Origin of the sequence: Dankookia rubra (genome assembly GCF_004355005.1) — a bacterium.
In the GTDB taxonomy this organism is placed as follows: domain Bacteria; phylum Pseudomonadota; class Alphaproteobacteria; order Acetobacterales; family Acetobacteraceae; genus Paracraurococcus; species Paracraurococcus ruber_A.
On record NZ_SMSJ01000003.1, the window covers coordinates 103,046 to 122,493 of the forward strand.

General features: G+C 70.5%; 19 protein-coding genes. 8 read left to right on the forward strand and 11 right to left on the reverse strand.

Annotated elements, in window-relative coordinates:
- Positions 1-10: 10 nt before the first annotated feature.
- Positions 11-1,018 carry a P1 family peptidase gene (locus E2C06_RS03605; protein WP_133287209.1) on the reverse strand — a complete coding sequence of 336 codons (1,008 nt, stop codon included), beginning with the start codon at positions 1,016-1,018 and terminating at the stop codon, positions 11-13.
- 63 nt (positions 1,019-1,081) lie between these two features.
- Here E2C06_RS03605 and E2C06_RS03610 point away from each other — a divergent pair, with 63 nt between their 5' ends.
- Positions 1,082-1,564 (forward strand): GNAT family N-acetyltransferase, encoded by a 483-nt coding sequence (locus E2C06_RS03610; RefSeq protein WP_133287210.1) that lies wholly within the window; start codon positions 1,082-1,084, stop codon positions 1,562-1,564.
- Between the two features lie 18 nt (positions 1,565-1,582).
- On the opposite strand, the gene E2C06_RS03615 is transcribed toward E2C06_RS03610, so the two are convergent.
- Both E2C06_RS03615 and E2C06_RS03620 read right to left on the reverse strand, forming a co-directional pair.
- Positions 1,583-2,092: a hypothetical protein gene (locus tag E2C06_RS03615; RefSeq protein WP_133287211.1), complete on the reverse strand. Its 510-nt coding sequence runs from the start codon at positions 2,090-2,092 to the stop codon at positions 1,583-1,585.
- A gap of 221 nt (positions 2,093-2,313) precedes the next feature.
- Entirely contained in the window at positions 2,314-3,264 is a 951-nt protein-coding gene (locus E2C06_RS03620; RefSeq protein ID WP_133287212.1) for an alpha/beta hydrolase, read from the reverse strand.
- A gap of 117 nt (positions 3,265-3,381) precedes the next feature.
- Here E2C06_RS03620 and E2C06_RS03625 point away from each other — a divergent pair, with 117 nt between their 5' ends.
- Positions 3,382-6,027, forward strand: coding sequence for a bifunctional acetate--CoA ligase family protein/GNAT family N-acetyltransferase (locus E2C06_RS03625; protein WP_241671100.1), 2,646 nt, complete (start codon positions 3,382-3,384; stop codon positions 6,025-6,027).
- A gap of 14 nt (positions 6,028-6,041) precedes the next feature.
- Here E2C06_RS03625 and E2C06_RS03630 read toward each other — a convergent pair whose 3' ends face one another.
- The 3 genes from E2C06_RS03630 to E2C06_RS03640 are packed head-to-tail and all read right to left on the reverse strand — an operon-like array spanning position 6,042 to position 8,120.
- Positions 6,042-6,377, reverse strand: a complete 336-nt coding sequence (locus E2C06_RS03630) for a DMT family transporter (protein WP_133287214.1) — start codon at positions 6,375-6,377, stop codon at positions 6,042-6,044.
- A complete protein-coding gene (locus E2C06_RS03635; RefSeq protein ID WP_206664420.1) occupies positions 6,374-7,372 on the reverse strand; it encodes a glycosyltransferase family 2 protein in 999 nt (332 codons plus the stop codon). Before E2C06_RS03635 ends, E2C06_RS03630 begins: the two co-directional genes overlap by 4 nt.
- Positions 7,373-7,385: 13 nt before the next feature.
- Entirely contained in the window at positions 7,386-8,120 is a 735-nt protein-coding gene (locus E2C06_RS03640) for a class I SAM-dependent methyltransferase (RefSeq protein WP_133287216.1), read from the reverse strand.
- A gap of 187 nt (positions 8,121-8,307) precedes the next feature.
- On the opposite strand from E2C06_RS03640, the gene E2C06_RS03645 reads away from it, so the two are divergent.
- From E2C06_RS03645 to E2C06_RS03660, 4 genes are read left to right on the forward strand one after another with little or no spacing between them, the layout of a single operon-like run.
- On the forward strand, positions 8,308-9,906 hold the full coding sequence (locus E2C06_RS03645) for a hypothetical protein (RefSeq protein ID WP_241671101.1): 1,599 nt from the start codon (positions 8,308-8,310) through the stop codon (positions 9,904-9,906).
- Positions 9,907-9,934: 28 nt separating this feature from the next.
- Entirely contained in the window at positions 9,935-10,927 is a 993-nt protein-coding gene (locus E2C06_RS03650; protein ID WP_241671102.1) for a DMT family transporter, read from the forward strand.
- On the forward strand, positions 10,927-11,826 hold the full coding sequence (locus tag E2C06_RS03655) for a DMT family transporter (RefSeq protein ID WP_133287217.1): 900 nt from the start codon (positions 10,927-10,929) through the stop codon (positions 11,824-11,826). Before E2C06_RS03650 ends, E2C06_RS03655 begins: the two co-directional genes overlap by 1 nt.
- Positions 11,827-11,829: 3 nt before the next feature.
- A complete protein-coding gene (locus tag E2C06_RS03660; RefSeq protein ID WP_133287218.1) occupies positions 11,830-12,705 on the forward strand; it encodes an MBL fold metallo-hydrolase in 876 nt (291 codons plus the stop codon).
- A 9-nt stretch (positions 12,706-12,714) separates the two neighbouring features.
- Here E2C06_RS03660 and E2C06_RS03665 read toward each other — a convergent pair whose 3' ends face one another.
- The 5 genes from E2C06_RS03665 to E2C06_RS03685 all read right to left on the reverse strand — a co-directional run bounded on the left by E2C06_RS03665 (position 12,715) and on the right by E2C06_RS03685 (position 17,765).
- The gene (locus E2C06_RS03665) at positions 12,715-13,410 is read right to left on the reverse strand and encodes an NUDIX hydrolase (RefSeq protein ID WP_241671103.1); all 696 of its coding nucleotides are present in this window, start codon (positions 13,408-13,410) and stop codon (positions 12,715-12,717) included.
- The gene (locus E2C06_RS03670) at positions 13,403-14,242 is read right to left on the reverse strand and encodes a nitroreductase family protein (protein ID WP_133287219.1); all 840 of its coding nucleotides are present in this window, start codon (positions 14,240-14,242) and stop codon (positions 13,403-13,405) included. Before E2C06_RS03670 ends, E2C06_RS03665 begins: the two co-directional genes overlap by 8 nt.
- Positions 14,243-14,265: 23 nt before the next feature.
- Entirely contained in the window at positions 14,266-14,667 is a 402-nt protein-coding gene (locus E2C06_RS03675; protein WP_133287220.1) for a VOC family protein, read from the reverse strand.
- Positions 14,668-14,717: 50 nt separating this feature from the next.
- Complete coding sequence (locus tag E2C06_RS03680) at positions 14,718-16,778, reverse strand: acetate--CoA ligase family protein (protein ID WP_133287221.1); 2,061 nt, start codon at positions 16,776-16,778, stop codon at positions 14,718-14,720.
- Between the two features lie 75 nt (positions 16,779-16,853).
- Entirely contained in the window at positions 16,854-17,765 is a 912-nt protein-coding gene (locus E2C06_RS03685) for an SDR family NAD(P)-dependent oxidoreductase (RefSeq protein ID WP_133287222.1), read from the reverse strand.
- Between the two features lie 140 nt (positions 17,766-17,905).
- Between E2C06_RS03685 and E2C06_RS03690 the strand changes: the two genes are divergently transcribed.
- Both E2C06_RS03690 and E2C06_RS03695 read left to right on the forward strand, forming a co-directional pair.
- On the forward strand, positions 17,906-18,667 hold the full coding sequence (locus tag E2C06_RS03690) for an ABC transporter ATP-binding protein (protein ID WP_206664421.1): 762 nt from the start codon (positions 17,906-17,908) through the stop codon (positions 18,665-18,667).
- Positions 18,664-19,440, forward strand: coding sequence for an ABC transporter permease (locus E2C06_RS03695; protein ID WP_133287223.1), 777 nt, complete (start codon positions 18,664-18,666; stop codon positions 19,438-19,440). The genes E2C06_RS03690 and E2C06_RS03695 overlap by 4 nt, the downstream gene beginning before the upstream one ends.
- The last annotated feature ends 8 nt before the right edge of the window (positions 19,441-19,448 follow it).

Here is a 19,448-nt window from a genome sequence, read left to right on the forward strand (position 1 = left end):
CAGCCGGCGGTCATCGACCGAAGCGTTCCCGCCAGCCCTGCCGGTCGCCGAGGCTGGCAGCATGGTAGACGCCGCGCGCCACCGCCCGGGCCAGAGTGTCCGCCGCCAGATGGCCGAGCCGCGCCAGCATCGCCGGATCGGTCAGCGGCAGCCTGCCCGTGCTCATGGCGAAGACGGTGTCGCCGTCGAAAGGCGTGTGGATCGGCCGGATGGCCCGGGCCAGGCCGTCCTGCGCCATGATCGCGAGCCGCTGCAGCTCGCCCTTTCTGAGCGCGACGTTGCAGGCCACCACGGCAATCGTGGTATTGGCCATCGGGTTCACCGCGAAGCCGGGCGGCAGCGGCATCTCCGGCTCGCCGCGCCAGCGCGTCGTCGGCGGGCCGAGGCCACCGAACTCCTCGCCCATCTCGAGCGGCCCGGCCCAGAACCGGTCGGTCCCTGGCATCACCGCGCTGCCGAAGCTGTTGACCGCGACCAGCGCGCCGACCTGCAGCCCGTCGCCGGTCAGCGTGCTGGCACTGCCGAGCCCGCCCTTCAGCGCATTCGAGCGTGCGCCGAGTCCGGCCCCGGCATTGCCGAGCGCGAAGTGCGGCGCGACGGCGCCCAACGCGGCGCGGCCCAGCGCGGCATAGGGCGGCGCCTCGCCCCAGTCCTTCTCACCGCCGTTGGCGAGGTCGAACAGGATGGCGCCGGGCACCACCGGGATGACCGCGCCGCCGAAGCCGATTCCCCGGCCGCGGGCGCCGAGCGCCGCCACCACGCCGCCGCCGGCATCCAGTCCGTACATCGACCCGCCCGACAGGACGATCGCATCGACCTCATTCCGCAGGCTGGTGGCGTCCATCGCCTGGATGTTCCAAGTGCCTGGCGCGCCGCCGCGCACATCGGCGGCGGCAGGGCAGCGCGCCTCCGGGTAGATCACAGTGACGCCGGTGCGGATGCGGTGGTCCTCGGCATTGCCGACGAGGATGCCCTCGACATCGGTGATCAGGTTGCGCGGACCGGGCCGGATGCTCATGCGGCGCAGGCTCGCATGCGTCGCCGTTCCGCGCTATCCGCACCCTGCAGCGGAGAGAGCGAGATGACCCCGGCCTGGCGCCCGATGACCGAGGCCGACCTGTCGGCGGTGCAGGTCCTGGCCGACCGGCTGCATCCGGACTACCCGGAGTCCCCGGTGGTGTTCGCCGAGCGGCTGGCCCTGGCTCCCGCCGGCTGCCGGGTGCTGGCAGCGGATACGAGGCTGCTCGGCTATGCCATCACCCATCCCTGGACCGGGACGGCGCCGCCGCCGCTCGGCGCAGTGCTCGGCGCCCTGCCGCCACGACCAGGCGTCTGGCACATCCACGACATCGCGCTCGATCCCGCGGCGCGCGGCGGCGGCCATGCTGCGACGGTGCTGCGTGCGCTGTTGGCGGCCTCGCCGCTGCCCCGGGCGACGCTGGTCGCCATCCCCGGTACCGCTGGGTACTGGGCGCGCCAGGGCTTCCGTGATGCGGCGGTCGGCGATGCCGCGGCGCTGGCAAGCTACGGCGCGGGCGCCCGGTTCATGGCGCGGCCCGGCTGAAGCGGTCGCGGAACGCCGTCAGGCATGCGTGCCGCGCCGCGGCTCGGCGCTGCCCGGCGGCGCTTCGCTGGACGGCCGCAGCATCCGCAGCACCGCCGCTTGGCTTTCCACGACGGTATCCATCCAGTGCCGCATGGATCTCTGCACCAAGGGGGCATTTTCCTGCGGGCCGTAGATCCGCAGCATCTCCTGCGTGAGGCGGATGTTGTTCTGCACCACGCCCATGACCAGCGTTGCAAAGGCGTCCTGCATTTCGGCCAAGCCGGCGCCCGGCGCGACGGGCAGCATCATCGCGGCGTGCAGCCCGCGGGTGGTTTCCTGCATCAGCCGGGCGACGCTGGCGCCGATCTCCTCGGCCGCGGCGCTGCCTGCAGTCATGGTGGCAGCCTCGACCGACCACGGTGCCGCCGCCATCCGGTCATAGCCGCCCTTGCGGCTGGGCACTTCATCATGCCGATCGGCGGGGTCGAGCCCACGCTTCAGCTGGGCGCGTTCCTGCCGGCGCTCCGACGCTCGTTGTTCGACCATGTTGCGTGTTCTCCCGCATGCCATGGCGGCCTGGCTTGAGCCGGCCGTCCCTTGGTGAATGCCGTAGGATTGCCGTCGCTGCCGTGAATTCGCCAGATTCCCAAAGAAAGACGCAGGGAGGATTTGGCCTCAGGCTCACCGTTTTATTCGGGTATCGCGCGCGCTGGAACGCAGCACAGGTTGGATATTGTCCGAATGCCCGGAGATGCCGCTTGGGCTTCTCAGGCGAAGCGGGCCTGCAGCCACTCCCCCGCTGCCGCCACTGCGGTCCGCGCTTGGCCGAGATGGTTGAGGGCGCGGAGGAAGCCATGCACCGTCCCCGCAATCAGCCGGCTTTCCACTGCCACCCCGGCATCGTTCAGCTTCGCCGCCATGGCATGGTTCTCGGAGGCCAGCACGTCCAGCTCGGCAATGTGCAGCAGGCAGGGCGGTAGCCCTGCCAGGTTGGCCCGCAGCGGGGCGGTGAAGGGGCTGGCCCGGTCCATCGCGCGCGGCGCATAGGCCCGCCAGTAGAACTCCATCCGCTCCCGCGTCAGGCCGTAGCCGGTGGCGAATTCCGCATAGCTCGGCGTGTCGAGCCGCGAATCGAAGACGCCGTAGTTCAGCAGCAGGCCGCGCAGCGGCAGCGGAGCGGGACCATCGCGCAACCAAAGGGCAAGACCCGCCGCCAGGTTGGCGCCCGCGGAGTCGCCGCCGATCACGATGCGGCCCGGATCCGCGTCCGAGGCGAGGCCACCGGCGGCGACCCAGCGCAGCACGGCCTCGCATTCCTCGAGCGCCTGCGGGAAGACGGCCTCCGGGCTCAACGCATAATCCGGCCCGACCACGATGCAGCCCGCCGCGGCGGCATATTCGCGCATCAGCCGGTCATGCGTGTCGATGCTGTTCCAGACCCAGCCGCCCCCATGCAAATAGAGCAGGATCGGCAGGGGGCCCGGCAGGTCCGGTCGATGCACCCGGCACTGCACCCGGCGGCCACGCGCCGGAATCCAGCGGTCGGCGCTTTCAGCCATCGCCGGCCCGCCCTCGGCCAGCGGCAGGTTCAACGCCTCGGTCAGCGCCCGGGGCTCGTCGAAGGGGTGTTGCAGGCGAATCGGCGGCAGGGCGGCGGCGCGCGCCTCCATCATCGCGTTGAAGGCCGCCATCTCCGGGTCCAGTCGCGGGTCCGCCATGCTCGTCTCCTGCCTCATGCAGCAGTGGAGGCGGCCCCGGCTGGCGCTGCAAGGCCTGAAATGTCACGCTGCGCCGCTTGCGCAACGCCTGTCGCAGGGGCAATGTTGCACTGCACCATGCCCGCCATGATCTCCGTCCGCGGCTCCGCGAGCTTCCGCGCCGCCGCCATGTTCCGCCCCCGCAGCGTCGTGCTGCTGGCCGATCCCGGCCAACCGGAAACCGCGACCATCGCCCGCAACCTGACCGGCGGCGGCTTCCAGGGGAAGCTGCGGGTGATCGGCATGGCGGTCGACGGCATGGCCGCGGCTGCGAGCGTCGAGGAACTGCCCGACGCGCCCGACCTCGCCGTGCTCTGCCTCCCCCCCGACCGGCTGGAAGTGGCCATGGCGGCGCTGGCGGAGCGCGGCTGCCTCGCTGCCGTGGTCCCGGGCGCCGCGCCCGACCTCGCCGCCATCTCCGCCCGGACCGGCGTGAAGGCGCTCGGCCAGGGCAGCTTCGGGCTTTGCGTCCCAGCGATCGGGCTGAATGCCTCGCTCGCGCATATCGCGCCGGCGCCCGGCAAGCTCGCCCTGGTGACGCAATCCGCCGCGCTCGCCCGGGTCGTGCTCGACTGGGCGGCGGCCGAGGCGGTCGGCTTCAGCCATGTCATCGGCATCGGCGGCAATGCCACCATCGGCTTCGCCATGGCGCTCGACTGGCTGGCGCGGGACGTGGGCACCAACGCGGTGCTGCTCGACCTCCGGCGCATCCGCAACCGCCGCGCCTTCGTCTCCGCCGCCCGCGCTGTGGCGCGCACCCGGCCGGTGGTGGCGATCCGCGCCGGCGGCCGCAGCGCCGACGCCTCGGGAATCGGAGATTGCGTCATGGAAGCGGCCCTGCGGCGCGCCGGGGTGCTGCGCGTCTCGGGGCTCGAGGACTTCCTCTCGGCCGCCGAGACCTTGGCGCGGGTCAGGCCGCGGCTTGGCGGCGGGCCGGATGCGCTGCGCGGCGATCGGGTGGCGATCGTCACCAACGGCATCGGCATGGGGCACCTGGCCGCCGATGCGGTGCTCAGCGGTGGCGGCAGGCTGGCGCAGTTCTCGCCCGAGTCCTTGGCCGCCTTCGCCATGCTGCTGCCCGAGGGTTGGCACGCGGGCAGCCCGCTCTCGCTCGGCCCCGCGTCGGGACCCCGACTGGCCGAGGCCACGGCGATGCTGGCCGCCCTGCCGGAAGTCGATTCCGTGGTGGCGCTGCATGCTCCGGCGGCGGAGGAAGCCGGGGACGTCGCCGCCGAGGCGATGATCGCAGCCGCCCGCACCGGCGGCCAGCGTGCCGCCCCGGTGCTGGTCAGTTGGTGCGGCCAAGCCACCGCTGGGCGGCAGCGCCAGGCAATGGCGAAGTCGGGGCTCGCGGTCTTCGCAACGCCGGAAGCCGCGGTGCGGGGTGCCCTGCATCTGGCGCGCGACCGTCGCAACCGCGCCGCTGCGGCCGAGCTGCCGTCGCGCGAGGTGCTCGACCTGGCGCCGGACCGCACCAGCGTCCGCCGTATTCTCGAGGGCGCGCGGGCGGAGTACCGGCGCACGCTGACCGAGGAGGAGGCGCTCGGCGTGCTGGCCGCCTATGGCGTGCCGACCGTGCCGGGCCGCCGCGCCGCGGGGCCGCAGGAGGCCGCTGATGCGGCCGCCATGCTGGGCTTCCCCGCGGTGCTGAAAATCCTCAGCCCAGACCTGCGGCACAAGAGCGAGGTCGGCGGCGTTGTCGTCGGCCTGTCCACCGCTGGCGCCGTGAAGGCAGAGGCCAAGGCGATGCTCGCCCGGGTCAGGGCAAAGCTGCCGGAGGCGCGGATCGAGGGCTTCCTGGTGCAGCGGCAGGCGGCGCGGGCGCTGGAGCTGCGTCTGCGGCTGGGCGACGATGCCATGTTCGGCCCCTGGATCGGCTTCGGCCAGGGCGGCACCGCGGCCGACCTGGCGGAGGACGAGGCGCATGACCTGCCGCCGCTGAATCTGGCCCTGGCCAACCAGCTGATCTCCCGCTCCCGCACCGCCCGCGTGATGGGCGGCTTCCGCGACCATCCGCCGGTGAACCAGGGGGCGGTCGCCGATGTGCTGGTGCGCCTGTCGCAGATCGCGGTCGACTTCCCCGAGATCGAGGCGCTGACGCTGAACCCACTGTTTGCCGACAGCACCGGCGTGCTGGCCGCCGACGCGCATCTGGTGATGCGGCCGGAAGGGGAATGCGGCGTCCTGGCCATCCCGCCCTATCCGGCGGAGTTGACCCGTCCCTGGCGGACGAGAGCGGGTGAGGTGCTGACGATCCGCCCGGTCCGGCCCGAGGATGCCGAGACGCATGGCGAGTTCTTCCACACCCTGGCGCCGGAGGACGTCCGCTGGCGGTTCTTCTCCCCGCTGAAGGAGCTGTCGCCAACGCTGACCGCGCGGCTGACGCAGATCGACTACGACCGGGAGATCGCCTTCGTCGCCTCCCGCCGCCGGGCCGATGGGCGGGACGAAACGCTGGCCGTTTCCCGCCTGATCCGCGATCCGGCGGAGCCGACCCACGCCGAGTTCGCCGTCGTCGTCTCCCGCAGCATGAAGGGGCAGGGGCTGGGGCGGCACATGATGGAGCGGCTGTTCGAATGGGGCCGCGCCAACGGGGTGCGGGAAATCATGGGCCATGTGCTGGCCGATAACGCGCCGATGCTGGCCTTCGTCAGGCGGCTCGGCTTCAGCGCGAAGCGGTCGCCGGAGGAGGAGGACGTGATGGAGACGCGGCTCTCGCTCTAGCTGCCGCGACCAGGTCAGGCGGTGGCCAGGATGAGCACGCCGCCGCAGATCAACCCGATCGCCGCGACCTTTTGGGTCGAGAGATGCTCGCCGAACATGAAGTGGCCGATGACTGCCACCGCGACATAGCTCGCGGCAGTGCAGGGCAGGGCCACGCTCATCGGGATTCGGCGCAGCGCGATGATGTAGAGGAAGGCCGCGCCGCCGTAGGCGATCAGCCCGATAATGGTGGCCGGCCGGAAGACCTGGGTGAGGAAGCCGCCTTCGCCGATGGCGCCGGCCTTCAGCAGCACCTGACCGCCCAGCGAGGTGAGGATCGCCGCCACCAGTGACAGCCAATAGATCGTCACTGCAGCGCGTCCTCCGGCGAGCGGGCCGGGGTGCGGTCGGGGTTCGGCGCGATCATCTCGCGCACCACGCCCTGCGGCTTGCCGTTAGCCGAGAGGAAGGCGCGGCCGACATATTCGCCGAGCACGCCGAGGATGAGGAACTGCACGCCGGCCACCAGGAGCGTCGTGGTCATCGAAGACGCCCAGCCGGAGGGTGTGCCGGTGATCATCGCCTCGAAGACCACCATGAGCGCGGCCAGAAGGCCCAGGATGCCCATGGCAACACCGGCGAAGGTGGCAAGGCGGAGCGGCAGGACCGAGAAGTTGGTCGCGAGGTTGCTCCAGAGCGAGATCAGCCGCTTGATCGTGTAGTTCGAGCGGCCCTCGGCCCGGGCGAGGTGCATCACTTCGATGCTGTCGATCCGCTGGGTAACCTGCATGATCAACCCGTCGATATAGGGATAGGGGCCGCGGTAGCGGGCGACCTCGCGCACCACCATGGCGCTCATGCAGCGGAAGGAGGAGAGATACAGCCCCTTGGGCTTGTCGAGCAGCGCGTCGGCGACCTTGTTGGCGAAGCGGCTGCCGAGGTTGCGCCAGCCCTCGTGCTTCTTTTCCGCGTAGCGGGTGTAGACCACGTCCCAGCCGCCGAGCCGGGCGTGGTTGTAGAGCTTTACCACCTCCTCCGGCGGATTCTGCAGGTCGTCATCCATGGTGATGACATAGGCGCCGCGGGCGTGCCGCAGGCCGGTCATGACCGCGTTGTGCTCGCCGAAGTTCCGCGCGTGCTCGAGGTAGGTGACCGGAAGGCTGGCGGTGGCGGCGATCGTCCGGCAGACATCGCCGGAATTGTCCGGGCTGCCGTCGTTCACCAGCACGATCTCCAGACCGCCGACAGGCTTGAGCAAGGACAGGGCATCGACCAGCCGGCCGATCGTCGTGGCGCCGCGGTAGACCGGCACGACGATGCTGAGCCCGACGGGATGCGCAGCGAGATCCGGGATCATCGGCGACATGAAGGTCCTCATCTCAGGGGCGGAGTGCGGTGGCGAGCACCGAACCACCAGCGGGGAAAGGGAAGCCGCTAGCGAGGAGGCTGCGCTCCAGCCGCGTCACGGCATGCAGGCTGTTGTCGAGCCACGGCGGAAACTGGGCCACATCCGAGCGACGTTCGGGCGAGCGGGCCAGAACCTTGCGATGCAGCACCATCATCGGCAGCAGCAGGCTGTTCCAGTAATGCGGCCTTACCTGTGTCAGGCCCGCCCCGGCCAGCATCGCCGCGGCGGTCGTCCGGGTGAAGCGCCTGGCATTCTGCACGCGGATGTCGTGGGTGGAGCGCAGCCATTCGAAGGCCGGCAGGTTGACGATCAGTACCCCGCCGGGACGCAGCACCCGCAGCATCTCGGCCAACGCCGGTTCCGGATCGACCGCGCCATGGCTCAGCACGTCGAGGCTGACGACTACCGAGAAGCTGACATCTGCGAAAGGCATCGCATTGATCGTTCCGGCCACCACCGGCACGCCCGACTTGGCTGCCGCCCGCGCCGCCGCGGCGGGATTGTATTCCAGCCCCGCGGCCGGCTGGTCCGGCCTTTCCTGCCGCAGCCGCGCGAGGAAGCCCCCGGTGCCGCAGCCGGCATCGAGCAGCCGCCCGTCACCCGGGCGAACACTGTCGAGCGCATCGAGGACCTGGGCATGCAGGGCGCGGTACCACCACATGCCATCCTCGACCGCATCCATGAGGTCGTATTCAGCGAGTTCCACGCCGCGGTTCTGACACGCTCGCGCCTGCAATAACAAGGCGCGGCACCGCAACAAGAGCGCGAGTTGAAGCCGGGCTCTACACCCTTGCGGGAGGAATTCACCGTGCCGGTACCCTGCCACGGGCCGCAATGTTGCAGCAATCGGATTGCAGTCTTGCATCGCCGGGTCCAAGGCTAGGCCGAGCGCAATGACCCGACCCGATTTCGAAGGCCGCCTTGGCGGCTCCCCCGGCCATGGCACCCCGGCCGCCGCGCTGCCGCGCTGCCGCGGTCTTGCCCCGTCCAGGGCGCGATTGGTGGCGCTCGTGCCGGCGGCGGCCTTCCTGCTGGTTGCGTTGTCGCCGCCCCTGAACCACGACGTGGCAGCGGTGCTCAATTTCGCCGAGCGCATGCTGGCCGGGGAGCGGCTCTATGCCGACCTCATCGACGTCAACCCGCCGCTGATCTTCGTGCTCAATCTTTTGCCCGCCGCGATCGGCGCATGGACGCCGCTGGACGCGGTGCAGGGGCTACTGGTCTGCCTGCTCGGCTTCTGTGCGCTGTCGGCCTCGATGGCCCTTCGACTTGCCCGCCCGGGCGCGGCGCCGGTCGAGGCCGCCTGCCTCGGGGTCGCGCTGCCGCTGCTGGCCCTTGCGGCCGGCTACGATTTCGGCCAGCGCGAGCACCTGATGGCGGTTGCGGCGCTGCCCTACCTGTTCCTGGCGGCGCGGCGGATTGACGGGGTGGGAACCGGTCTCGGCCTGACCCTGGGTGCAGCGCTGCTGGCTGCCATCGGCTTTGGACTGAAGCCGCATTTCCTCGCCGTCCCCGGTCTGGTCGAGGCATTGGTGCTGCTGCATCGCGGCCCGGGGCGGGCGTTGCGGGACCCGGTGCCCTGGGCCATGGCAGGCTTCTGGCTGGCCTATCTCGCCAGCCTGCCGCTCATCTTCCCGGATTATCTCGGCCAGGTCATGCCGCTGGTCTGGGACTACTACCTCGACCTCGGCGGCTTCGCCTGGTGGCAGGTGATTCTGACCGAGCGGCTCGGCACGGCGCTGATGCTACTCGTGCCGCTGGCCCTGGTCTCGGCACGGCCAGGCTGGGGGACGCTGCCGAAGGTGATCGCGGTCGCGGCGCTGGGTGCCGGCGTCTCGGCCGTGGTGCAGCACAAGGGCTGGTCCTACCACGCTTTGCCGGTGCGGCTGCTGGCCGGGCTGCTGGCGGTGGTGCTGGCAGCCCGTTGGCTGGACCGCGCGCTGCCCGGGCCGCGCGCGGTCCGCGCGGCGCCGGTCCTTGCCGCGATTGCCGCCTTCGGCCTCGGCATCCACGGCTTCGCCGGGGCGGAGGCGCCCTGGCGCGAGGTCACCTGGTCCTGGTCCCGCGGCGGCGAGGTCACCGCGCTGCTGAAGCGGGAAGCCTATGGCGAGCGGCTGCTGGTGCTCTCGCCCGACATCTTCCCGGTCTTCCCGGCTTTGAATTACACCCGGGCACAATCCACCCTGCGGACGATGAATCTCTGGCTGCTGCAAGGCGTCTACCGCGACTGTCCCGCCGGCGGCTCCCGCTACCGCGAGACCTGGGAGATGTCGCGCGCGGAGTTCTTCGTCTACCGCACGGTGGCAGAGGATTTCAGCCGGGCGCCACCGGCCGCCATCCTGGTGTCCACCTTGCCGGGCATCCCGGTCTGCGGCCGGCCCTTCGACGTGCTGGAGTATTTCGGCCGGCATCCGCTCTTTGCCGAGACGCTTCGCCGCTACCGCCCCGCGGCGCAGACCGAGGGCTACCGGCTGCTGCGTCGCGAGGATTGATGCGTCAACACCAAGCCGGACGGCGCCGATGCGCGACAGGCCCATGACCCTCGCCGGTCCCTCTGCTGCGGTGCCGAGCGGAGAGGATGCGGTCCGCGGCCTCACCATCGTCGCGCTGGGCTACGCGGTGATCGCGCTTGCGGATGCTACGGTGAAATGGGTGCTGCCCGAGATCGGGCCGGCCGCCGCCATGATCTGGCGCGGGCTGCTCGGCGGCGGGGCGGTGCTGCTGCTGTCGCGCGGCAGGGCTCTGCGGGCGGTGAACCGGCGGCTGCTGGCGATCCGCAGTCTGCTGCAGGCCAGCGTCTCGGCTGCCTGGTACCTGGCTTGGTCGCTCGGTGTGACGCTCGCCGACAGCTATGCGGTCGCCGCGGCGTCGCCGCTGCTGATGACCCTGCTGGCCATTCCGCTGCTGGGAGAGAAGGTCGGCTGGCGGCGCTGGTGCAGCACAGCTGTCGGCTGCGCCGGCGTGCTGTTCATGCTGCAACCGGGCGGCGAGCTCTGGCGCTGGGAATCGGGAATGCTGCTGGTGGCGACCGCCATCATGGCGCTGACCCGGATCTGGACCCGCATCCTGACCCGCACCGACACGCCGGACAGCATGGCCTTCTGGGTGCTGGCGGCGCAGGCGCCGGTCGGCGCGGCAATGCTGGCCTGGCCGGCGATGTGGCCGACCGGTGGCCCGCCGCCTCTCCTGCCAGAGTTGTGGGTGGTGACAGTGCTGGCCTGCTTCGCCGGGCTGAATGCCATGGCGCAGATCCTGTTCGGTCGCGGCTACGCGCTGGCGCCGGTCTCCGCCATTGCGCCCTTCGAATATACCCCGCTGCTCTGGGGCATCGGGCTCGGCTTTCTGATCTGGGGCGAGGTGCCGGCCTGGACGACCTTGGGTGGCGCCGCGGTGGTGATCTCGGCCGGGCTTTACAACGTGCACCGGGAGCGGGTGCGACGTGCGCAGGAACGTGCGGCGCTCGCGGTAGCGCCGGTAGCGGCAGTGGCGCCGCTCGGCAGAAGCGCGGCCTGATGGCGCTGCGGCACGACCTGCGCCGCGGGGCGCTCTGCATGCTGGCGGCGCATGCGCTGTTCACCGCTATGGGCGTCATCGTGAAGCATCTGGCCGACCACATCCCGGTCATCGAGCTGATGTTCTTCCGCAGCGCCTTCGCCCTGCCGGTGATTCTGGCGATCTGCGCCCGCTCGGGCGGGGCGAGCCTGCGGACGCGCCGCTTCGGCGGCCATGCGTTGCGCGCCAGCACAGGTATCGCGGCGCAGACGCTCGGCTTCTACGCGCTATCGGTGCTGCCGCTCGCGGAGCAGACGGCGCTAGGCTACACCCAGCCGCTCTTCGTGACGATCCTCGCCATCCCCTTCCTCGGCGAGAAGGTCGGCATCCATCGCTGGTCCGCGGTGGTGCTCGGCTTCTGCGGCGTGCTGTTGATCGCCGCGGGCCAGGGCGTCGGCTTCGGCACGATGCCGCCGGCGCTGCTGCTCGGTACCGCGGCGGGCGTGGCGCAGGGCATGTTCTCGGCGGTGACCACGATGTTGGTGCGGCAGCTTTCCTCGACCGAAAGTTCCTCCACCATCACGCTCTGGCAATCGCTGCTGATGGGCGCTTATGCGGCTCTGCTGCTACCCTTCGTCTGGGTCACGCCCGGCTGGGGCGACCTCGGCCTGCTGATCCTGGTCGGCCTGGTCGGCGGTTGCGCGCAATGGCTGCTGACCGAGGCCTGGGCCAGTGCGCAGGTCTCGGCGATCGCGCCCTATTCCTATTCGGCGCTGCTCTGGTCGATCGGGCTGGGCTGGCTGGCCTTCGGCGACCTGCCGGGGGTAGCGATGCTGGCGGGGTCCGGCTTGATCGTGGCGGCGGGGCTGTACATCCTGCACCGGGAGTTGGTCCGGCGTGGCCAGCCCAAAGGGGAGTGAGCAATGGCCATAGCCTTCCTGCGCGACGATCCACTGCCGCACGGCGCGGTGGAGGAGACCGCGCCCGGCGTGCGGCGGCTGGTCTGCAACAACCCCTCCGCCTTCACCTTCCGCGGGACCAACACCTACATCATCGGCCGCGGCCGCGTCGCGGTGATGGACCCGGGGCCGGAGAACGCTGCGCATCTGTCGGCGATCCTGGCTGCGACGCAGGGCGAGACGGTGACGCATGTGATCGTTACCCATACCCACCGCGACCATTCTCCCGGCGCGACGGCGCTGGTCGCTGCAACCGGGTCCCGCACCCATGGCTTCGGCCCGCACGTCACTCCGCCCGACCAGGGCGGGGAAGGTGGCGACCACGGCTTCCGCCCGGAGGTGATGGTGCCCGAGGGTGGCGTGGTCGAGGGCGAGGGCTGGCGCCTGACCGCGCTGCATACGCCGGGGCATTGCGCGAACCACCTGTGCTTCGCCATGGAGGGCAACGGCGTGCTGTTCAGCGCCGACCATGTCATGGGCTGGTCCACCAGCGTCGTCAGCCCGCCGGATGGCGACATGACGGACTACATGGCCAGCCTCGACCGCCTGATCGCCCGTGACGACGCCACGCTGCTGCCGGGCCATGGTCCGGCAATCCGTGACCCCAAGCCTTTCATGCAGGCGCTGCGGACGCACCGGCTGGAGCGCGAGGCGAAGGTGCTAGAGGCGCTGACCGCGGCGGTCATGGCGCCGGTTGAAGACCTGGTTGCGCCAGTCTACGGCCCGCTCGACCCGAAGCTCGTCCCGGCGGCGGGGCGCAGCCTGCTGGCACATCTGTTGAAGCTGGAGCGCGAGGGCGTGGTGCGGTCGAGCGTCGGCGGGACTTGGCTGGTGGCCTGAGCCGCCGACTCAGCGCTCCACCGTCCGGTTGTCCATCCCGCGGAAGCAGACCAGCTCCCGCACTTGCCGTTGCTCCGGCGTCATCGTCAGCCAGCTGCGGAACTCCGCCAGCACCTTGGCGGTGATGCTGGCGATCTTGTGCCGGAAGGCGTCCTCGAAGCCGAAGTAGCGCAGTTCCTCCAGTTCGCCCGAGCCACGCAGGGTGCCATGCGCCGCTTCGGCCGGAGCGATCAGGAAGCGGGCGTTGAAGCGGCGGAAGCGGTTGGGCGGCGTCACCGCGCGGCAAAGATATTCGACCGCCGCCAGGTCGGGCAGCAGCCGCTTGCCGTCCTGCCTGCCGAGCACCAACCCGGTCTCCTCCTCGAGCTCGCGCGCCGCGGCAATGCCGATGGCACGGGCGAGCGACGGCGGCGCCTGGCGTTCCAGGCAGGCGCGGGTGAAGTCCGGCAACTCGGACAAGGCCTTGGCGCGGTGGTCGGCGCGATCGACCCGGCCGCCCGGGAATACCAGCACGTTCGGCATGAAGCGATGGCTGGCATGGCGCAGGCCCATCAGCACTTCCGGTCCCTGCGGGCCCTGGCGCCAGAGGATGAGGCTCGCGGCATGGCGCGGGGTGACGCTGCGGGTCGCGGCGCGCCTGATCTCCGCCGTGCCGCCGGGATTGTCCTCGCCCGGCGCCTCGCGCGGATGCGCCGCATCAGTCAAGCGCCAGGCCCCGCAGCTTCAGCCAGGTCCGCAGCCCGAACCGTTCGGGCACCGAAGTCTGCCGCGCGGCATTCTCCGACCAGCCGCAGCCTTCGGGCTTTGCCCCGTGGATTTCCGGGTAGCGCGGCTTGGCCGGCGGGCGAGCGGCGTCATAGCCGGGCAGCGCCGCTTCCAGCCCGTTGTCGTCGTAGGTTTCGCGGTGTACCACCAGTCGCTGCGGCAGGCGGGGCGAGAGCCAGTTGCGCGCGCCTGCCGGGAAGCCCAGCGTCAGCCCGGCCACCGGATAGACGCCGGGCGGCAGGCCGCAGAGCGGCGCAATCTTCTCCACATGGTTCCGCACATAGGAGATCGGGCAGGTGCCGAGCCCTGCCGCTTCCGCCGCCATCACCGTGAAGCCGAGGGCGAGCGCCGCATCTGCCGTGGCGTTGACGAAGGTATCGACGTTGTCATTCGCATGGGTACGGCCATGCAGCTCGCAGACCCGCCGCGCGCGCCGGATGTCGCCGCAAAAGAGCAGGAAGACCGGCGCCTGCTTGATCCAGTCCATGCCGCCGATCCAGTCGGCGATGCGGGCGATCTTGGCCGCGTCCTGCAGGACAATGATGGAATACTGCTGCAGGTCGGACTTGCTGGGCGCCGATTGGGCGCCAGCCAGCACGGTCTGCAGCAGCGCTTCGGGCACCGGGTCGGGCGCGTAGCGTCGCGTCACGCGGCGGTCGAGAATGGCGGCGAGGCCGGTTGGCACCTCGGCGGTCGGGGTGAAGGGCAGCGGTGCGTCCGGCTTCACGCCGTAGCGGCCGCGGATCAGCGCTGCTGGATCGTTCTCTGACATGTCCCGGGCAGCATGCCCCGGAACTAGGCCTTCGCCCAGGGGTCGTAGGTGCCGAAGTGCCAGAGGTGTCCTTCGAGGTCGCGGCAGGAATAGCCACGTCCGCCATGCGCCTCGTCCTTCAGGGGCGCAACGATCTCGGCGCCCTCCCGGCGGGCGCGGGCATGGTGTGCGTCCGCATCCTTCACCACCACATAGGCGCTCTGCGTCACATGCCCCGCCGGCGGGTACTGGATGGACCCGCTGCCCTCCTCGGCGGCGGTGCCCAGCATGATCATGCCATTGCCGAAGATCAGCTGCGCGTGGGCGACGCCGCCAGCCCCGTCCGGATAGACCGCGTGCCGGCTGAAGCCGAAGGCGCGGCACAGCCAGTCGATCGCCGCCGCGGCGTCGCGGTAGGGCATGGTCGGGATAATGCTGGCGGACATGGAATGGTTTCCTGTGGTCCCGCAAGAACACCGGGACAACACGCGCGGCGTCAACCGTTGTGCGCGCGTACCACCCAGGCATCCGCAACCGTCACGCCTTCGGACTCGGCGTGGATGATCAGCGGGTTGATCTCCGCTTCGGAGATATCACTGCGCGCGGCAAGACGCGAGACTGCGACGACGGCACGCGCCAGCGCCTGCAGATCGCCGCGCGGCAGCCCGCGCCAGCCGCCAAGCAGGCGCATGCCCTTCACCTCCGCGATCATCGTCCTGGCTTCCGCCTCGTCCACCGGCGCCAGGCGCAGCGTGACGTCGCGGAACAGCTCGGCGGTGATGCCGCCGGTCCCGAGCAGGACCACCGGGCCGACCTCCGGGTCGCGGCGAAAGCCGATGATTGCTTCCCCCAGGCCTTTCGCCATCGGCTGCACCAGGAAGCCGGTCAGCTTCGCCGCGGGCGCCATCCGGGCGACGCGGCCCTGCATGGCGGCGGCTTCCTGGCGCAACGCTCCGGCATCGGCGATGCCGAGCTTGACGCCGCCCACCTCGGTCTTGTGGGCCAGGTCGGGCGAGAGGATCTTCAGTGCCACCGGGAAGGCGACGTCCTTCGCCGCATCCTGCGGCGTGCGCAGCACGGCGAAGGCGCTGGCCAGGCCCAGGGCGGCGAACAGCCGCCGCGCATCGGCCTCGTCCGGGGCAGCCGGAAAGGCTTGGTCGATGACCGGGAACGCCGTACCAGGGCGCGGCGCGCGCCATTCCGACCAGGCGCGGATGCAGTCGGCGGCGACTTCCGGCGTGCGGAAGGCGGGGATGCCGGCTTCCGCCAACAGGCGCAGGGAAGCATCGGCCTGCGGTACCAGGAAGGCGGCGATCGGCTTGGCACCGCCGGCGTCGCGTGCGCGGAGGATGCCGGCGACCGCGTCCTGCGGCTTGAACTGGGCGGAGGAGCCGATGACCGAGAGCACGAGGTCGGTGTCCTCGGCGGCCTGCAGCGCGTCGATGGCGGCAGCCACGCGCTCAGGCTTCGCGCCAGCCAGGGTCAGGTCCAGCAGCCGCCCATGGTGGTGGATGCCGGCGGCATCCAGCTTCGCCGCGGCGGCGGCATCCGGCGCGCGGGCCTCGATCCCGGCGACGCCGAGGCAATCGACCGCCATGGCGCCGCCGCCGCCGGTCGTGGTCGTGACGCTGACGGCGCGCTGGCTGCGTCCGGGCGGCTTGCGGCCGATGACCAGCGCCGGCAGCTCGATCATCGATTCGAGGCTGGTGACGCGCAGGATGCCAAGCGCCTTGAAGAAGGCCTCTGCCGCGGCGTCGGAGCCGGCCAGCGCGCCGGTATGGCTGGTGGCGAGCTCGGCGCCATATGGGGAGCGGCCGAGCTTGTAGGCGATGACCGGCTTGCCCGCGGCATGCGCGCGGCGGGCGAGGTCGGCATAGTGCTGCGGCTGGCGGATGGCCTCGAGGAACAGCAGGATGGCATCGACCTGCGGGTCGTCGACCAGCAGCCCGCCGATCTCGCCGGCCGAGAGGTCGGCCTCGTTCCCGGTGCCGATGATGTGGGAGAAGCCGATGCCGCGTGCCGCGCCGCGCGACATGATGGCGCCCATCATGGAGCCGGACTGGCTGACGAGCGCGATGCGGCCGGCCGGCAGCGTCTCTGCCTCCAGCGCCGCATTCACCGTGCAGGCGATGCGGTCGTTGAGGTTGACCATGCCCATGGAGTTCGGGCCGAGGATGCGGAGGCCCGCACGCTGCGCCGTGGCGACAAGCCGGGCCTGCAGTGCCGCGCCGTTCGGCCCGGCCTCGGCGAAGCCGTCAGCCAGCACGCCGGCGGCGCCGATCCCCTTGGCGGCGACCGCCTCGATCACGCCTTCGACATGCGGCGTGTTGAGCAGGATATAGGCGAAGTCGACCTCGCCCGGGATGTCGGTGACGGTCGGGTAGGCCCGCACGCCCAGCACCTCGTTTTCACGGGCATGCACCGGCAGGATCTCACCGGCATAGCCGTGCTTGCGGAGATAAAGCTGCGCCCGCGCCGTCAGCCGCGTGCGATCGGCGGATGCGCCGATGAGCGCGATGCGTCGCGGCTGGAAGAGCGCGCGATGAAGCGGGTGCATGGACAGCGGACTCACAGAAAGCGTGACAGGGGGTCCGGGAGAGAGAGGTGCCCTCTCTCCCCCGGTTCTTGCGACTTACAGCGGATCCCAGGAGAAGACCTCGCCCGACCGCTCCAGCGGCACGAAGAAGCCCTTCAGCGCGGGCAGCGCGTGCTCCGCCAGGCTTTCCGGCGTCCAGCCCTCGCTGCTGTGGATGCCGCGGATCGGCCGGTTCTGGCTGAACAGGAAAAGCTCGTTCATCCGCGGGCCGAAGATCTGGCCGTTAACCTCCTTGGCCGCGTCCGAGGCGAGGAACACCGCAAGCGGTGCGTTCTTCTCAGGACCCATGCGCATGATCTTCTCGACTCGCGCCTTCTGCTCCGGCGTCTCCGCCGGGATGGACGACGTCATGCGCGACCAGGCGAAGGGGGCGAGGCAGTTGGAGCGGACGTTGTAGCGTTTCATGTCGAGCGCGATCGACTTCGACAGCGCGGCAATGCCGAGCTTCGCCGCGGAATAGTTGGCCTGCCCGAAATTGCCGATCAGGCCGGAGGTCGAGGTGATGTGGACATAGGACCCGCTCTCCTGCTTGCGGAAATGCGTCGCCGCATGTCGGGAGACGTAGAAGGATCCGTTCAGGTGGACGCCGATGACCGCATCCCATTCCTCCGCCGTCATGCGGTGGAAGATCTGGTCGCGCAGGATGCCGGCGTTGTTCACGACGATGTCGATGCGGCCGAAATGGTCCATCGCCGACTGGACGATCTTGCCGGCGCTCTCCCAAGAGGAGACGCTGTCGGTGTTGATCTCGGCCTGGCCGCCGCGCTGCTCGATGATCGCCTTGGTCTGCTGCGCCGGGGTGGCCGACTGGCCCTCACCGGTCAACGAGGCGCCGATGTCGTTGATGATGACCTTGGCGCCGGCCTGCGCCATGTGCAGCGCGATCTCGCGCCCGATGCCGCCGCCCGAACCGGTGACGACCGCGACCTTACCGTCCAGCATGCCCATTGTGGCGTTCCCTCTCCCGTCGATGCGTAGGGTGCTATTCGTAGCCCTACCGGCGCGGCGCGTGAAGCCGCCGCGGGCGAGGATTGTCGGCGTGGCAGGGCCATTGCATACCCGGGTCGGCAAATCGGGGGATCGTATGGGTGTCGCTGGTCGTACTGGACAAGGTTGGCAAGACCTTCCGCGGACGCACCGGCGCCTGGGAGGCGGTGAGGGGCTTTTCGCTCGACCTAGCGGAGGGCGAGTTCGTCTGCCTGCTCGGCACCTCCGGCTGCGGCAAGACCACCGTGCTCAACATGGTGGCAGGGTTCGAGGCGCCGAGCGCCGGGCGCATCCTGCTGGACGGCGCCCCGGTGCGCGGCCCGGGGGCGGAGCGTGGGGTAGTCTTCCAGGGACATGACAGCCTGTATGACTGGTTATCCGCGCTGGACAACATCGCCTTCGGGTTGCGCCTGCGCGGCCTGGGGCGGCGGCAGCGCCGGGAGCGGGCGGCGCATTTCCTCGGGATGGTGGGCCTGGGCGGGCAGGGGGCCAAGCACCCGGCCGAGCTTTCGGGCGGAATGAAGCAGCGCATCCAGATCGCCCGGGCGCTCGCCGCCGATCCGCGTATCCTGCTGATGGATGAGCCATTCGGCGCGCTGGATGCGATGACCCGGGCGGCGCTGCAGGCGGAACTGACGCGAATCTGGGCGGACACGCAGAAGACCGTGCTCTTCATCACCCATGACATCGAGGAAGCCGTGGCGCTCTCGACGCGCGTCGCGGTGATGACGCGCGGGCCGGGCGGGACGCTCAAGGCCGTGGTGCCGGTGGACCTGCCTTTTCCCCGCGACCGCACCTCGGACGGCTTCATGGCTGCCTTCCGGCAGGTGCATGCACTGATCCATGCGGAGATCCTTGCATGAGCGGGGGCAGGATCCGCGACCGCGCCTTCACCGTGCTGGGCTATCTCGGCGGCTTCGCGCTGCTGTTCCTGGTGTGGCATGTCGCCGCCACCTGGCTGGCGCGCTCGGCACTGTTCCCGCCACCGGGGCCGGTCCTCGAACGTGCCGTGGTACTGGTGGAGGATGGGCTGCTGCAGGAAGCCGTGCTGGCCAGCCTGCGCCGCATCGGCCAGGGCTTCCTCATTGGCAGCGCGGTCGGCATCCCCGTAGGCCTGGCGATCGGCAGCTTCGGCCCGGTCCGCGCCGTCCTCGAGCCCTGGACCGAGTTCTTCCGCTTCATCCCGGCGGTCGCCATGATCACCGTTTCGGTAATCTGGTTCGGCATCGGGGAGGAGAGCAAGGTCTTCCTGATCGCCTATACCACCGTTTTCGTCGTCATCATCGCCACCGCGGCGGGGGTGGGGGCGGTGGCGCGGGACAAGATCCGCGCGGCGCAATGCCTCGGCGCGTCGCGCCTGCAGGTTTTCGCGCTGGTCGTCCTGCCGGCCACGCTGCCCTTAATGCTGACGGGGATGCGACTGGCGATGGCCAATGCCTTCGTCACCATCGTCGCGGCCGAGCTGGTCGCCTCCAATGACGGGCTCGGCAAGATGCTCTGGGACGCCCGCCTGTTCATGCAGGTGGAGGACATCTTCGTGGCGCTCGTCACCCTCGGCCTGCTCGGCTTTTCGGTGGACCGTGCCTTCCGGCTCGCGATCCAAGCCTTCGCCGGGCGCTACAACCCGACCATGTAGGGGATACC